Origin of the sequence: Pseudomonas donghuensis (assembly GCF_000259195.1) — a bacterium.
In the GTDB taxonomy this organism is placed as follows: Bacteria; Pseudomonadota; Gammaproteobacteria; order Pseudomonadales; family Pseudomonadaceae; genus Aquipseudomonas; species Aquipseudomonas donghuensis.
Map to the genome: position 1 here is coordinate 1 of NZ_JH650763.1, position 15,679 is coordinate 15,679.

Annotated in this window: 16 protein-coding genes; 13 read left to right on the forward strand and 3 right to left on the reverse strand. The window is 61.5% G+C overall.

The window, feature by feature from the left end:
- The coding region (locus tag UW3_RS29460; RefSeq protein WP_237716745.1) for a hypothetical protein at positions 1–199 on the forward strand (199 nt) is incomplete at its 5' end.
- Between the two features lie 76 nt (positions 200–275).
- Here UW3_RS29460 and UW3_RS0111425 read toward each other — a convergent pair.
- Together UW3_RS0111425 and UW3_RS0111430 are read right to left on the reverse strand one after the other, a co-directional pair.
- Complete coding sequence (locus UW3_RS0111425) at positions 276–1,496, reverse strand: CaiB/BaiF CoA transferase family protein (RefSeq protein WP_010222580.1); 1,221 nt, start codon at positions 1,494–1,496, stop codon at positions 276–278.
- A 13-nt stretch (positions 1,497–1,509) separates the two neighbouring features.
- The gene (locus tag UW3_RS0111430; protein ID WP_010222582.1) at positions 1,510–2,691 is read right to left on the reverse strand and encodes an acyl-CoA dehydrogenase; all 1,182 of its coding nucleotides are present in this window, start codon (positions 2,689–2,691) and stop codon (positions 1,510–1,512) included.
- Positions 2,692–2,851: 160 nt separating this feature from the next.
- Here UW3_RS0111430 and UW3_RS26880 point away from each other — a divergent pair, with 160 nt between their 5' ends.
- From UW3_RS26880 to UW3_RS0111480, 10 genes are all read left to right on the forward strand, one after another.
- Positions 2,852–3,778, forward strand: a complete 927-nt coding sequence (locus UW3_RS26880; RefSeq protein ID WP_010222583.1) for a LysR family transcriptional regulator — start codon at positions 2,852–2,854, stop codon at positions 3,776–3,778.
- 406 nt (positions 3,779–4,184) lie between these two features.
- The gene (locus tag UW3_RS0111440; RefSeq protein ID WP_010222584.1) at positions 4,185–5,306 is read left to right on the forward strand and encodes a Re/Si-specific NAD(P)(+) transhydrogenase subunit alpha; all 1,122 of its coding nucleotides are present in this window, start codon (positions 4,185–4,187) and stop codon (positions 5,304–5,306) included.
- Between the two features lie 11 nt (positions 5,307–5,317).
- The gene (locus tag UW3_RS0111445; protein WP_010222585.1) at positions 5,318–5,650 is read left to right on the forward strand and encodes an NAD(P) transhydrogenase subunit alpha part 2; all 333 of its coding nucleotides are present in this window, start codon (positions 5,318–5,320) and stop codon (positions 5,648–5,650) included.
- A 2-nt stretch (positions 5,651–5,652) separates the two neighbouring features.
- Positions 5,653–7,089, forward strand: a complete 1,437-nt coding sequence (locus UW3_RS0111450; RefSeq protein ID WP_010222587.1) for an NAD(P)(+) transhydrogenase (Re/Si-specific) subunit beta — start codon at positions 5,653–5,655, stop codon at positions 7,087–7,089.
- A gap of 178 nt (positions 7,090–7,267) precedes the next feature.
- The gene (locus UW3_RS0111455; RefSeq protein WP_010222588.1) at positions 7,268–8,761 is read left to right on the forward strand and encodes an acetyl-CoA hydrolase/transferase family protein; all 1,494 of its coding nucleotides are present in this window, start codon (positions 7,268–7,270) and stop codon (positions 8,759–8,761) included.
- Between the two features lie 318 nt (positions 8,762–9,079).
- Complete coding sequence (locus UW3_RS0111460; protein ID WP_010222590.1) at positions 9,080–9,295, forward strand: DUF1127 domain-containing protein; 216 nt, start codon at positions 9,080–9,082, stop codon at positions 9,293–9,295.
- 296 nt (positions 9,296–9,591) lie between these two features.
- On the forward strand, positions 9,592–9,909 hold the full coding sequence (locus tag UW3_RS0111465; protein ID WP_010222591.1) for a DUF2388 domain-containing protein: 318 nt from the start codon (positions 9,592–9,594) through the stop codon (positions 9,907–9,909).
- Positions 9,910–10,026: 117 nt separating this feature from the next.
- Positions 10,027–10,320, forward strand: a complete 294-nt coding sequence (locus tag UW3_RS0111470) for a DUF2388 domain-containing protein (protein ID WP_010222592.1) — start codon at positions 10,027–10,029, stop codon at positions 10,318–10,320.
- 27 nt (positions 10,321–10,347) lie between these two features.
- A complete protein-coding gene (locus tag UW3_RS0111475; RefSeq protein ID WP_010222593.1) occupies positions 10,348–10,668 on the forward strand; it encodes a DUF2388 domain-containing protein in 321 nt (106 codons plus the stop codon).
- Entirely contained in the window at positions 10,665–12,623 is a 1,959-nt protein-coding gene (locus tag UW3_RS0111480; protein ID WP_010222594.1) for a DUF7844 domain-containing protein, read from the forward strand. Before UW3_RS0111475 ends, UW3_RS0111480 begins: the two co-directional genes overlap by 4 nt.
- Here UW3_RS0111480 and UW3_RS0111485 read toward each other — a convergent pair whose 3' ends face one another.
- A complete protein-coding gene (locus UW3_RS0111485; RefSeq protein WP_010222595.1) occupies positions 12,624–13,025 on the reverse strand; it encodes a GFA family protein in 402 nt (133 codons plus the stop codon). It abuts the gene before it with no gap.
- 303 nt (positions 13,026–13,328) lie between these two features.
- Here UW3_RS0111485 and UW3_RS0111490 point away from each other — a divergent pair, with 303 nt between their 5' ends.
- Positions 13,329–14,636 (forward strand): CitMHS family transporter, encoded by a 1,308-nt coding sequence (locus UW3_RS0111490; RefSeq protein ID WP_010222596.1) that lies wholly within the window; start codon positions 13,329–13,331, stop codon positions 14,634–14,636.
- Positions 14,637–14,711: 75 nt separating this feature from the next.
- Entirely contained in the window at positions 14,712–15,479 is a 768-nt protein-coding gene (locus tag UW3_RS0111495) for a TerC family protein (protein ID WP_010222597.1), read from the forward strand.
- Positions 15,480–15,679 lie beyond the last annotated feature (200 nt).

The following is a 15,679-nucleotide window of genomic DNA, read 5'->3' on the forward strand; positions in this document are numbered from 1 at the left end:
ACCGCTGTCAACTGCCTTTTTCACCGCTGCCGATCTTTCGATCGAAGCCCCTCCGGAATGCCCTGAAACTGCTAACTCGTTGAAACTCAAGGAGTTTTCAGTTCCGACTGCGCCGGAAGTGGGGCGAATTATAGACAGATCCGCAGGGGCGTCAAGGACTTATTTCAACTTTGTTTCAGAAGGGGCGTTTTGGCTATAAGTAGCAAGCTTCAAGCTGCAAGTAAAAGCAGAGGCACCGCGCTCAACTTGTAGCTTGCAGCTTATAGCTTGAAGCTTTAGACCACCTTGGCCTCCCGCAGACGCTCGATCTCCGATGCCGCCAGGCCCAGCACTTCGCCGAGGATCTGCTCGGTATGCTCCCCCAGCAACGGCGGTGCATGCCGGTACTCCACCGGCGTCTCGGACAATCGAATCGGGCTGGCCACCTGCGGCACCTGCCCGGCAAGCGGGTGCGGCATCTCGATCGCCAGGCCCCGCGCCTTGACCTGAGGGTCGGCAAACATCTGCGCCAGGTCATTGATAGGCCCGCACGGCACACCCGCCTGCTCCAGTTGCGCGACCCACTCAGCGGTGGTCTTGAACACCGTGGCCTGGCGGATCAGTGGAATCAGCTCGGCACGATTAGCAACCCGCTGCTTATTAGTAGCAAAGCGTGGATCGTCCGCCCACTGCGGCTGGCCAGCAACCTCGGCGAACTTGCGGAACTGCCCGTCGTTGCCCACGGTGAGGATGAAATCGCCGTCAGCAGTAGGGAAGTCCTGGTAAGGCACGATGTTGGGATGGGCATTCCCCAGACGCCGAGGCGGCGTGCCGGTGGTGAGGTAGTTCATGGCCTGGTTGGCCAGGCAGGCAACCTGCACGTCCAGCAGCGCCATATCGACATGCTGGCCGCCACCATCGCGGTCACGATGGGCGAGGGCGGCCAGGATCGCCACGGTCGAGTACAGCCCGGTGAGGATGTCGGTCAATGCGACACCGACCTTTACCGGACCGGCACCTTCTTCACCCTCTGGCCGCCCGGTCAGGCTCATCAAGCCACCCAGGCCCTGGATCATGAAGTCGTAGCCGGCACGCTTGGCGTAGGGCCCGGTCTGGCCGAAGCCGGTGACCGAGCAATACACCAGGCGCGGGTTGATCGCCTTCAGGCTCTCGTAATCCAGCCCATAGGCAGCCAGCCCACCCACCTTGAAGTTCTCGATCAGCACATCCGACTTGGCTGCCAGCTCGCGCACCAGGCGCTGGCCCTCGGGCTGGGTGAAGTCGATGGTCAGCGAGCGCTTGTTGCGGTTGGCCGCCAGATAGTAGGCCGCCTCGCTGGTGTTCTCGCCGTAGGCATCCTTAAGGAAGGGCGGCCCCCAGGCGCGCGTGTCATCGCCGCTGCCCGGGCGCTCGACCTTGATCACTTCGGCGCCGAGGTCGGCGAGTATCTGCCCGGACCAGGGCCCGGCCAGCACTCGCGACAGATCCAGCACCCGCAGATGAGATAGCGCACCCATGGCTGGCTCCTTATTAATAGAAGGACTGGATGCCGGTCTGCGCGCGACCGAGGATCAGCGCGTGCACGTCGTGGGTGCCCTCATAGGTGTTGACCACCTCGAGGTTGACCAGGTGACGGGCCACACCGAACTCGTCGGAGATACCGTTGCCGCCCAGCATGTCGCGGGCCATCCGGGCGATGTCCAGGGCCTTGCCGCAAGAGTTGCGCTTCATGATCGAAGTGATTTCGACCGCAGCGGTACCTTCGTCCTTCATCCGGCCCAGGCGCAGGCAGCCTTGCAGGGCCAGGGTGATTTCGGTCTGCATGTCGGCCAGCTTCTTCTGGATCAGCTGGTTGGCTGCCAGCGGGCGACCGAACTGCTTGCGGTCCAGGGTGTATTGGCGCGCGGTGTGCCAGCAGGCCTCGGCGGCGCCCAGGGCACCCCAGGAAATGCCATAGCGCGCGGAGTTCAGACAGGTGAACGGACCTTTCAGGCCGCGCACATCCGGGAAGATGTTCTCTTCGGGCACGAACACGTTGTCCATGACGATTTCGCCGGTGATCGAAGCGCGCAGGCCGACCTTGCCGTGAATCGCCGGGGCACTCAGGCCCTGCCAGCCCTTTTCCAGGACGAAGCCGCGGATGTCGCCAGCATCATCCTTGGCCCAGACCACGAACACGTCGGCAATCGGGCTGTTGGTGATCCACATCTTGCTGCCGCTCAGGCGATAGCCGCCGTCGACCTTCTTGGCGCGGGTGATCATCGAGCCCGGATCGGAGCCGTGGTCGGGTTCGGTCAGGCCGAAGCAGCCGATCCACTCGCCGCTGGCGAGCTTGGGCAGATACTTCTGCTTCTGCGCCTCGGTACCGAATTCGTTGATCGGCACCATGACCAGGGAGGACTGCACGCTCATCATTGAGCGGTAGCCGGAATCGATACGCTCCACTTCCCGGGCAATCAGGCCGTAGCACACGTAATTCAGGCCGCTGCCGCCGTATTGCTCGGGGATGGTTGCGCCAAGCAGGCCGACTTCGCCCATCTCGCGGAAGATCGCAGGGTCGGTCTGCTCGTGACGGAACGCTTCCAGCACGCGCGGGGCCAGCTTGTCCTGGGCGAACTGATAAGCGCTATCACGCACCATGCGCTCTTCTTCAGTGAGCTGTTGGTCGAGCAACAGCGGGTCGATCCAGTTGAAGCTTGCTTTACCGGCCATGAGCGAATCCTCGAGAAATGGGACCAGAGTTGTTGTGCATTGATCCTAGGCCCGTTCAGGCGACGAGACAAACGAGGATTGCGCATGCTCTTGTGATAATTTCTCACTTCGTAATGGTCACAAAGGCCATCTTTACGCCTTATTAGTGAGGTTGATGTACATGCGGCGCAAGATCCCCAGTACCGCGGCCCTGGTCTGCTTCGAGGCAGCCGCCCGCCACGAGAGCTTTACCAAGGCTTCCCAGGAGCTATCCCTGACCCAGGGCGCCGTATGTCGGCAAATCGCCGGGCTGGAGGAGTTTCTTAATGTCGAACTGTTTCGCCGCTCCCGCCGCGGGGTGAAGCTCACCGAAGCCGGGCTTTCCTATAGCCGCCGGGTCGCCACCCAGCTCGATGCGGTGGAGCGCGACACCTTGTCGGTGATGGGCCAGCAGGGCGCCAACGTCATCGAGCTGGCAGTGGTACCAACCTTCGGCACCCAATGGCTGCTACCGCGGCTAAAGGACTTCCAGCAGCGCCACCCCGAGGTCACGGTCAACCTGACCAACCGCACCCGGCCGTTCCTGTTTGCCGATACCAGCTTTGACGCGGCGATCTACTTCGGAGACGCCGACTGGCCGGGCACCGAGTCCCATCGGCTGATGGGCGAAAATCCGGTGCCGGTGTGCAGCCCGGCGCTGCTGGCTGACAACCAGCAACTCACACCCGAGCAGATCGCCCAACTGCCACTGCTGCAGCAGACCACCCGGCCCTACGCCTGGCGCCAGTGGTTCAACAGCCTGGAAATGAGCGTCGCCCGCGACATGACCGGCCCGCGCTATGAGCTATTCTCGATGTTGGCACAGGCTGCCATGCACGAGATGGGCGTGGCGCTGATTCCACCCTTCCTGATCCAGCGCGAACTGGCAGAGGGGCGCCTGGTAGTGGCCAGTCCGCACGCGCTGTCGAGCATCAAGGCTTACTACCTGATGATCCCCGAGCGCAAGGTGGAATCCGCTTCGCTGCGGGCCTTCCGCGACTGGTTGGTAGGGGAGGCGAGCCGCTACGCTGCAGCCCATAAGGATGACAGTTATAACCTGACCCCGTAGTCAATTAAATTGAAAGCCTACAGATATAAGGAAATGTCGCATTTTCACCAACTGTTTCAGACAGCCCCGCGAAAGCCCTTAACCCTGCTGTTTATGCGGCTTTCACAGCATAAATCGCGCTTTGCGCCAGGCATTCAGCAAATTCGGCGGAAAATTTTCAATTTTTACCGTAATCTCCCTGAAGCCCGCGTTTGGCGGGCTCCAGGCCTGTTCTTGCGACATTCGGTCACAGGGTGACTTGTAGTTTGATTGCCGTCACCCTTCAAAACTGGTTGAAGCGATTCAGGAATCACCTGCAAAATGCCGCGCCCCGCCTGAATTCGGCGGGATCGTGCTGATCGGCCGCCCCAACGCACCATCCGCAGTGCGCTGGTTTACCAACAAAAGATCACGCAGGAGAAATGACGTGCACATTGGTGTTCCTCTCGAAACGCAGACGGGCGAAACACGGGTTGCTGCAACCCCGGAAACCATCAAGAAACTGATTGGCCAGGGGCATCAGGTCACCGTCCAGAGCGGCGCCGGCATCAACGCCAGCGTTCCGGACAGTGCCTATGAAGCAGCAGGCGCCACTATTGGCAGCGCTGCCGATGCGTTTGGAGCTCAGCTGGTTCTGAAAGTTGTAGCCCCTGACGATAGCGAACTGGCCCAGATCAAGAGCGGCACCGTCCTGGTGGGCATGCTCAATCCATTCAATAACGAAACCATCGCCAAGATGGCCGAGCGCGGCATTACCGCCTTTGCCCTTGAAGCCGCGCCGCGCACCTCGCGGGCACAAAGCCTCGATGTGTTGTCGTCGCAAGCCAACATTGCCGGTTACAAGGCCGTGTTGCTGGCCGCTCACCACTATCCGCGCTTCATGCCGATGCTGATGACGGCCGCCGGGACCGTCAAGGCTGCCCGCGTGCTGATCCTCGGTGCCGGTGTCGCGGGGCTGCAGGCCATCGCAACGGCCAAGCGCCTGGGTGCGGTGATCGAAGCGTCGGACGTGCGTCCGGCGGTGAAGGAGCAGATCGAATCGCTGGGCGCCAAGTTCATCGATGTCCCTTACGAGACCGATGAAGAGCGCGAGTGCGCCGAAGGTGTCGGCGGCTATGCGCGGCCCATGCCGGCCAGCTGGATGCAGCGCCAGGCCCTGGCGGTGCACGAGCGCGCCAAACAGGCCGATATCGTCATTACCACCGCACTGATCCCCGGCCGCAAGGCACCGACCTTGCTCAGCGCCGAAACCGTGGCGCAGATGAAACCTGGCTCGGTGGTCATTGACCTGGCCGCGGCCCAAGGTGGCAACTGCCCGCTGACCGTCGCTGACCAGGTGGTGGTGGAGCAGGGCGTGACCATCGTCGGCCCGACCAACCTGCCAGCCCAGGTCGGCGCTGACGCCTCGGCCCTGTATGCACGCAACCTGCTCGACTTCATGAAGCTGCTGTTCGACAAGGACGGCGCGCTGACGATCAACCTCGAAGACGACATCGTCGCCGCGTGCCTGATGTGCCGCGACGGCCAGGTCATCCGCAAGAACGGATAAGGAGCCAGACAATGGAAGACATGCTGATCTCTCACAACGTCTATAACCTGATCATCTTCGTGCTGGCGATCTATGTCGGTTACCACGTGGTCTGGAACGTCACCCCGGCGCTGCACACACCGCTGATGGCGGTCACCAACGCCATCTCCGCCATCGTCATCGTCGGCGCCATGCTGGCCGCCGCGCTGACCGTCACGCCGCTGGGCAAGACCATGGGCACCCTCGCGGTGGCCCTGGCAGCGGTCAACGTATTCGGTGGTTTCCTCGTCACCCGGCGCATGCTGGAGATGTTCAAGAAGAAAGCCCCAGGCAAGGGCGCAGCGAAGCAAGAGGGGCAGAAGTAAACATGAGCATGAACCTGGTAACACTTCTCTACCTTGTCGCCTCGGTGTGCTTCATCCAGGCGCTCAAGGGCCTGTCGCACCCGACCACGTCACGGCGCGGCAATCTGTTCGGCATGCTCGGCATGGCCCTGGCGATCATCACCACCATCGGCCTCATCTATAAGCTGGGCGCAGAGCTGGCTACCGATGGCATCGGCTACGTGATCGTCGGCCTGCTGGTCGGCGGTACCGCCGGCTCGATCATGGCCAAGCGCGTTGAAATGACCAAGATGCCCGAGCTGGTTGCCTTCATGCACAGCATGATCGGTCTGGCGGCAGTGTTCATCGCCGTTGCCGCGGTGGTCGAGCCGCAATCGCTGGGCATCGTTGCCAGCATCAGCGACCCGATCCCTAGTGGTAACCGCCTGGAGCTGTTCCTCGGCGCCGCCATTGGTGCGATCACCTTCTCAGGTTCGGTCATTGCCTTCGGCAAGCTGTCGGGCAAGTACAAGTTTCGCCTGTTCCAGGGCGCACCGGTACAGTTCAGCGGCCAGCACAAGCTGAACCTGATCCTCGGCCTTGCCACCATCGGCCTGGGCCTGATGTTTACCTTCACCGGCAGCTACAGCGCCTTTGCCCTGATGCTGATCCTGGCGTTCGTCATGGGCGTGCTGATCATCATCCCGATTGGCGGCGCCGACATGCCGGTGGTGGTGTCGATGCTCAACAGCTACTCGGGCTGGGCTGCGGCGGGTATCGGCTTCTCGCTGAACAACTCAATGCTGATCATCGCCGGCTCCCTGGTCGGTTCGTCCGGTGCGATCCTCTCGTACATCATGTGCAAGGCGATGAACCGCTCGTTCTTCAATGTGATCCTCGGCGGTTTCGGCGGCGCGGCAGAAGCGGCCGGCCCGGCTGGCGCCAAGGAAGCCCGTCCGGTGAAATCCGGTTCGGCCGATGACGCGACCTTCCTGCTCAGCAACGCCGACACCGTGATCATCGTTCCTGGCTACGGCCTGGCAGTAGCGCGCGCCCAGCACGCACTGAAAGAGCTGACCGAGAAACTGACCCACAACGGCGTGACCGTGAAGTACGCGATCCACCCGGTAGCGGGGCGCATGCCCGGGCACATGAACGTACTGCTGGCCGAAGCCGAAGTGCCGTACGACCAGGTGTTCGAGATGGACGACATCAACTCCGAGTTCGGCCAGGCCGACGTGGTCCTGGTGCTGGGCGCCAACGATGTGGTCAACCCGGCGGCGAAGAACGATCCGAAATCGCCGATTGCCGGCATGCCGATCCTCGAAGCCTTCAAGGCCAAGACCATCATCGTCAACAAGCGCTCGATGGCCAGCGGCTATGCCGGCCTGGATAACGAACTGTTCTACCTGGACAAGACCATGATGGTCTTCGGCGACGCCAAGAAGGTCATCGAAGACATGGTCAAAGCGGTCGAATAAGCCGTTCAATCCGCTGTGACAAATAGCCCCAGTGCGGTACCGGCTGGGGCTTTTTCATGCCCGGCCAGCCGACAGAAGGCTCTATTTCAGGGCTTCGCATTCGACCTTGGTCGCGGGACGAAGCCAGGCGAAAACACTAGACTGCGCATCTAGCTTTAGTAGCCCGAGATAACAATCCATGTACCGTGATCGTATCCGCTTGTCCTCCCTGCACAGCAAGGTAATGAGTGCGGCTGATGCCGCTGGCCTGATCGAGGACGGCATGACCGTCGGCATGAGCGGTTTTACCCGTGCCGGTGAAGCCAAGGCCGTGCCCCATGCACTGGCCGAACGCGCCAAGCAGTCGCCCCTGAAAATCAGCCTGATGACCGGCGCAAGCCTGGGCAACGACCTCGACAAACAGCTGACCGAGGCCGGTGTACTGGCCCGTCGCATGCCGTTCCAGGTCGACAGCACCCTGCGCAAGGCCATCAACGACGGCAAGGTCATGTTCATCGACCAACACCTGTCGGAAACCGTCGAGCAGCTGCGCAACCAGCAGCTCAAGCTGCCGGACATCGCGGTCATCGAAGCGGTCGCCATCACCGAGCAAGGCCACATCGTGCCGACCACCTCGGTGGGCAACTCGGCCAGCTTCGCGATTTTCGCCAAACAGGTGATCGTCGAGATCAACCTGGCGCACAACGCCAACCTGGAAGGTCTGCACGACATCTATATCCCGACCTACCGCCCGACCCGTACGCCGATCCCGCTGGTAAAGGTCGATGACCGCATCGGCAGCACCGCGATCCCGATCGACCCGGCCAAGATTGTCGGTATCGTCATCACCGAGCAGTCGGACTCGCCGTCCACCGTGCTGCCGCCAGACGACGAAACCCAGGGCATCGCCAACCACCTGATCAACTTCCTCAAGCAGGAAGTGGACGCCGGGCGCATGACCAACAAGCTCGGCCCGCTGCAGGCCGGCATCGGCAGCATTGCCAACGCGGTAATGTGCGGCCTGATCGATTCCCCATTCGAAGACCTGACCATGTACTCCGAAGTACTGCAGGACTCGACCTTCGACCTGATCGACGCCGGCAAGCTGAGCTTCGCCTCGGGCAGCTCGATCACCCTGTCGACCCGTCGTAACGCCGACGTGTTCGGCAACCTGGAGCGCTACAAGGACAAGCTGGTCCTGCGCCCGCAGGAAATCTCCAACCACCCTGAAGTGGTCCGCCGCCTGGGCATCATCGGTATCAACACTGCCCTTGAGTTCGACCTGTACGGCAACGTCAACTCCACTCACGTCTGCGGCACGCGGATGATGAACGGCATCGGTGGCTCGGGTGACTTCGCCCGCAACGCGCACCTGGCGATCTTCGTCACCAAGTCGATTGCCAAGGGCGGGGCGATTTCCAGCGTGGTGCCAATGGTCAGCCACGTCGACCACACCGAGCACGATGTCGACATCCTCGTCACCGAGCAGGGCCTGGCTGACCTGCGCGGCCTGGCGCCACGCGAACGTGCCCGGGTGATCATCGACAACTGCGTGCACCCGGATTACCGCGACGCGCTGAACGACTATTTCACCCGCGCCTGCGAACGCGGCGGCCACACGCCGCACATTCTGCGCGAAGCCCTGGCCTGGCACGAAAACCTGGAAGAAACCGGGCGCATGCTCGCCAGCTGACCTGCACAGTGACCCGCCGGTTGTGTGCAATGCCAACCGGCCGGGCAACTGATTTATTTATCCAGGCAAAAACTGTTCTACTGTACCGGTGATTTCACCGCCTTTTTCCGCTTCGTCATCCCTCTCTTGATCAAGAATGCACCATTTCAGTGCCGACCAGTACAGTTGCGCCTATTCTGAGTGCAACAGTCGCTTAAAACAGTTAACTGGCCCATCACAATGCAGGTGAACTGTATCTACTGTTATGGACGACAGAGGAGGATCATTGGCATCAGTTAAATCACTACCTAATGCCGCCACAAGCGGAAGGATGACATCATGGAACGTACCCTCAGTTCCGATCTGGTTTTCGAAAACACCGCCGAACAATCCAAGGCCTCGCTGCCACTGCGCCTGCTGGCCAACCTGATGCTGTGGCAACGCCGCATTGCCAGCCGCCACCAACTGGCTCGCCTGGATTCGCGTCTGCTGGCTGACGCCGGTATCAGCGAAGCACAACGCTACGAAGAGCTGAGCAAGCCGTTCTGGCGTTAATGCAGGGCTCGCCGGCCAAGGCCGGCACCTCGAATTCCCCAAAACCCGTCGCAGGTGACTGCTGACGGGTTTTGTCGTTTAAAGGCCCGGGCTAGAGCGGCTGACGCCACGACATGTACAGTTTTACATTTAAAAAATACGACCAGTACAGTTGATAAATCTTGCGATGACGTGGTCCAACCCTCAGGTTCCTATCGCGTGATACCCTTAGCGTACCCAGCTTGGTAAAAAGTAGCGCAACAAGCTGAGTGTGCGTCTGACATAAGAACCACCAAAGCCTATCCAGGAGATCGACCATGTTCCATTCACGCTTGTTTGGCGCCGCGCTGCTGCTGGCCCTGGCTTCCACTGCCAACGCCACCAGCTTTGTCGTCACCACCGATACCGTCGTTCGTGGTGTCGCCGCCTCCACTGATGCCACCTCCGACGTGTCGTCCTCCTTCCGTGACGACAAAATTGTCCAGGCCGCTCGTGACGACGCGGCCAGCTTCGTTGCCAGCCACGGTGATATCCGCGGTGCGAAACTGGAAAGCGCTTTCGCCCATATTCGCCAGCAGACCCCAACGCTGCAGGCCAGCGACGCGCAACTGGCACAGGCCATCCTGGCGCTCTGAAGTCGCTCGCTTCCGGCAGCATGTAACACCATGCAACCAAGCCGGGCCCTCTGCGCTGGTCCTCACCGGCGCATTGGGATAGCCTTTGGCGCTTGATTCAGCTGCCGTTCGAGACCCATGCGTTATCTGTCATTGCTGTTGCTCGTGTCCTGTTGGTGTGGTGCCGCCCTGGCGCTGGACCTGACCACCAACAACCTTGTCGTCAGTGGTTACGTCACCAGCAAAGTGACCTCAGTGCCCTTCGATCGCAAACTGCTGCTGGCCGCCCATGACGATGCTGCGGCCTTTGTGGCCAGCGATGGCCAGTGGCGGGGCGCTCGCCTTGAGGCGGTATTGAACCGGCTGCGTCAGGCCAACCCACAACTTCATGCCAGCGACCTTGAACTGGCGCAGGCAATTCTCGTCCAATGATTACTTCTGTTCTCCCGGAGATGCTCCATGCGTAACCCGCTGATTGCCGCCACCCTTGGCCTTCTGTTGCTGGCCGATGTAGCCCAGGCACAAACCCTGGTGGCCACCAGCAACATTATCGTTCGCGCCTTTGGCCGCTCGATCGACTTCACCTCCGACACCACCACTTCGATTCGCGATTCCAAAGTCGTGCGCGAAGCCCGTGACGATGCCGCCAGCTATGTCGCCAGCCGTGGCGAGATCCGTGGCGCGCAGCTAGAAGCGGCCTTCGACACCCTGCGCCAGCGTGTTCCAGAAGCACGCCAGGCCAGCGACCAGGTCCTGGCTGAAGCCATTCTCGCCCTGTGAAACCGCTACGTGCCTGGCTGCTGGGCTGCTTGCTGACACTGTTCGGCAGCCCGGCACTGGCCGACCTGCAGCTGGTGCTGCAGGCCGATGGCCTGAGCCCGCAACAACAGCGGGCCAGCCAGGCATTGCTGGATGAAGCCCTGCAGGCACTGCCGCCGAGCTTCAAGACCCGCCTTGACCGACGCATCCAGGTCAGCTGGAGCAGCCGCATGCCAGAGGACGCCTATGGCCAGGCGTCGCTGGTCTCCACCCTGGAGCTCAACAGCCGCCTGCTGCCAGGCCTCACCGATGGCAGCGCCGCCACGCAAAAAACCAGCCGCCCCCATGGCAGCGTACGCCAGGAACTGCTGGCCACCGTCCTGCATGAACTGACCCACATTTATGACCGCGCCCGCCTATGGCAGGGTGCGCAGCGCCGGCTGATCACCCAGTGCAGCCGGCAGCAGAACAGTCAGGGCAAAGTCGGTCTGCCCGAGCAGTGCCGTGGCCAGACCGAACGCCGCTTCACCCTCAGCGACGACCCGCGCCTGCTCGACCTGGCCGGCTGGCAGCAGTATGTAGGCCGTCGCGGCGAGCGTGAGCAGCACAACCGCCAGGTGGCGCGCAGCCCCGACAGCTATGAACTGAGCAGCCCCAAGGAATTCATTGCGGTCAACATGGAGTACTTCCTGCTTGACCCCAGTTTTGCCTGCCGGCGCCCGGCCCTGCAGGCTTACCTGAAGGGGCATTTCGACTGGGCGCCCGAGCATCCGCCATGCCCGAGCGCATTGCCATTTCTCAACGCTGGCAATGACTTTGCCAAATCGCCGCTGGGCGAGATCGACCCCGAGCGGGTCTACGCCGTGGATTACCTGCTGGCCGAAGCCAACCAGAACTGGGTCAGCCGCTGGGGCCACAGCATGTTGCGCCTGGTGATCTGCGCCCCGGGGCGCCCGCGCGGGCCGGACTGCCGCCTGGACCTGGACCAGCACCTGGTGCTGTCGTACCGGGCCTTCGTCAATGACGTGCAGCTGTCGAGCTGGGACGGTTTGACCGGCGCCTATCCGTCGCGGCTGTTCGTCTTGCCACTGGCACAGGTGATCGACGAGTACACCAAGACCGAACTGCGCAGCCTCGCCTCGATCCCGCTCAGGCTCAACCGCGACGAACTGGAAAGCCTGGTGCGCCAGGCCGCCGAGATGCACTGGAGCTACGACGGCAACTACTACTTCCTGTCCAACAACTGTGCGGTCGAAACCCTCAAGCTATTGCGCAGCGGTACCGCCAACCCACGCCTGAACGATCTGGACAGCATCGTCCCCAATGGCTTGCTCGAAGTGCTCGAAGGCCGTGGCCTGGCGGATGTCAGCGTACTCGACGACCCGCGCGAGGCCTTGCGCCTGGGTTACCGCTTCGACTCCTATCGGGACCGTTACCAGGCGATGTTCCTGGTGTTGAAGAAGCAACTGCCGATCCAGCAGAACAACGTGGAAGCCTGGCTGGAGCAGTCCGCCGAGCAACGCCAGCAGTGGTTTGCCCAGGCTGATCTGCGCACCAGCGCGGCGTTGCTGCTCCTGGAGCAAGCCAGCCTGCGCCGGCAACTATTGCTGGCCCAGGACGAGGTGAAACAACGCTATCTCACCGGGCGTGAGCTCAACGACGCCAGCGTCGGCAAGGCTAACAACACCCTGCAGCAGATCCTCGCCAACAGCGGTTTTCTCAGCCGCCCGGCAGAACTGCTGGGCAGCAGCGGTTACGGCCTGCCCCAGGCCAGCGAGCGCGAAAAGCTGCTGAGTGCAACCAGCCAGCGGCAAAAACAGCTGCAAACCCTCAGCGCCGACCTCGACAAGGAGGTCCGAGCCTTGCTCGGCCCGGCCCGTGCGGCTGAAATCAAGGCGGTCGAGGCCAACATCAAGCAGGTGGGCGAACACTTGCGTGCGCTGCACAAGGCCGGCGGCGGCCTGCAACTGCCCTGATCACAGGGTTTCGCCGTGCTCCGCAGGCAACTGTTCATCCAGATGCAGCCAGGGCAGGCGGCTGTCGATCCAGATGTGCCGGTTCGGCGGCGCCAGTTCGGGCTGGTCGAGCGTGGTGACCGTGACATCGATGCTCTGTGGGCTCAGATCAGTGGTCAGCGCCACATGGGCACCACAACGGCTACAGAAATAGCGCACGCAACTGGCCGACGAGTCGTAGCGTTGCGGCGTGCCGCTCAACCATTGGAAATCATCGCAATCCACCGTCAACCAGGTGATCAGTAAACCACCAGTGACCCGACGGCAAACCGAACAATGGCAGTGGGCAACATCCGTCAATGGACCTTGAATCCGGTAGCGCAGGGCGCCGCAATGGCAGCCGCCTTCGTACGAATCACGCATCGCTCCCTCCTGATACCTACTGGCCGATAGCCAACAATGCACCTCTCGTCGGCTTTGGGCCAGCGAAAGCTGGCTGAAAGCTTCCCGCCTTAGGATTGCCCCACTACCGGCACAAGACCGGTCAGCCAGGGCCCGGTGTGTTGCATGCGGCGCCCGGCCCAATTAACAACAACAATGGTGATACTGATGCTTTCCTACGCCCGCCTCCCAGCAGCAATCCCTCCGCTACTCCACGCGCCGCGCCCCGTGCGCTGATCCGCCCGAATCGTTCTTCCTTCGACGCGCTACGCCTGGAGTACTCCCATGCTGACCTTCCTCGGCTTTGCCATGGTCATCACCTTCATGTACCTGATCATGACCAAGCGCCTGTCGGCCTTGATCGCGCTGATCCTGATACCGATCCTGTTCGCCCTGTTCGGTGGTTTTTCCGCCAAGATCGGCCCGATGATGCTCGAAGGCATCAGCAAACTGGCGCCGACCGGGGTCATGCTGATGTTTGCGATCCTGTATTTCGCCCTGATGATCGACTCCGGCCTGTTTGACCCTGCCGTGCGCAAGATCCTCAAGCTGGTCAAGGGTGATCCGCTGAAAGTCTCGGTCGGCACCGCAGTACTGGCCCTGGTGGTGTCAATGGATGGCGATGGCGCCACCACTTACATGATCTGCGTGGCAGCCATGCTGCCGCTGTACAGCCGCCTGGGCATGAGCCCACGGATCATGGCTGGCCTGATCATCCTCGCCGGCGGCATCATGAACATGACCCCCTGGGGCGGCCCGACCGCTCGCGCCGCCAGCGCCCTGCATGTCGACCCGTCAGCGATCTTCGTACCGATGATTCCAGCCATGCTCGCCGGTGTCGTCGCCCTCCTGGCAATTGCCTATGCGTACGGCAAGCGTGAACGTGCGCGCCTGGGTGAACTGCACCTGCCGGGTGATGAAATCGATCACAGCGAAATCAGCGTTTCGCAGTTCCCGGACGCCCGCCGCCCTAAACTGCTGTGGTTCAACGGCGCCCTGACCGCGCTGCTGATGGTCTCGCTGATCATGGGCCTGCTGCCGTTGCCGGTGCTGTTCATGATCGCCTTCAGTATCGCCATGATCGTCAACTACCCGTGCCTGCAGCAGCAGAAAGACCGCATCGCCGCCCATGCCGGTAGCGTACTGGCAGTGACAGGGCTGATTTTCGCGGCGGGCATCTTCACCGGCATCCTCTCCGGCACCGGCATGGTCGATGCCATGTCCAAAAGCCTGTTGGCGGTCATCCCGGATGCGCTGGGCCCTTACCTGGCGGTCATTACCGCGATCGTGAGCATGCCGTTCACCTTCTTCATGTCCAACGACGCCTTCTACTACGGGGTATTGCCGGTGCTCTCGGAAGCAGCCAGCCATTACGGCATCTCGCCGGTGGAGATGGCCCGCGCGTCGATCGTCGGCCAGCCCGTGCATCTGCTCAGCCCGCTGGTACCCTCTACGTACCTGTTGGTGGCCCTGGCCGGCATCGAGTTCGGCGATCATCAGCGCTTCACCTTGAAGTGGGCAGTGCTGATCTGCCTGTGCATAATGCTCGCCGCGCTGCTCATGGGAATTTTCCCCCTGTTCAGTAGCCTATAAAACAACAGAATCACCTAACCGTAGCCGCGCCCCATTGCCTGGGGCGCTCTGCTTACATCGTTCGAAGGAATACACATGGAATGGCTGACCAGCCCAGAGATCTGGGTTGCCTTTTTTACTCTGACGGCGCTTGAGATCGTTCTCGGTATCGACAACATCATCATGATCTCGATCCTGGTCAGCCGCATGCCCAAGCACATGCAACAGCGCACCCGGATCTTCGGCCTGGCACTGGCCATGGTCACCCGGATCCTGCTGCTGCTGTCGATCACCTGGGTAATGCGCCTGACCGCCGATCTGTTCGTAGTGTTCGACCAGGGCATTTCCGGGCGCGACCTGATCCTGTTCTTCGGCGGCCTGTTCCTCTTGTGGAAAAGCTCTCAGGAGATCTACCACGGCCTGGAAGGTGAAGACGAAACCAGCGACGAGCCAGGCGGCGCCGGCGGCAAGTTCTTCTACACCATCATCCAGATCGCGATCATCGACATCGTCTTCTCCCTCGACTCGGTGATCACTGCCGTGGGCATGGTTTCCCACGTACCGGTGATGATCGCCGCGATTATCGTCGCCGTGCTGGTGATGATGCTGTGCGCCGGCGCCATCAGTAACTTCATCGACAAGCACCCGTCGCTGAAGATGCTCGCCCTGTCGTTCCTGATCGTGGTCGGTACCGTGCTGATCGCCGAATCCTTCGACGTACACGTACCGAAAGGCTACGTCTACTTCGCCATGGCGTTCTCGCTGGCAGTCGAAGCGATCAACATCAAGATGCGCACGGCCATGGCCAAGAAGAAGCAACAGAGCGATCCGGTGAAACTTCGCAAGGACATTCCGGGTCAGTAATCCCGGTGCTGTTGAAAAGGGCCCTGCGGGGCCCTTTTTTCATTAAGCGCCATGACAGTTTTGTTTCAAAGGCTGCCGTGGCTATGCGATGCTGGCGCCACGGCCGTTGGCCGACTACAGCTTAAGTGAGCACTGGGAAAAACCGCCTGGTAGCAGGACAGGCTCACAGCATTATCCATTTGCCCCGCTGGGGCGCATTA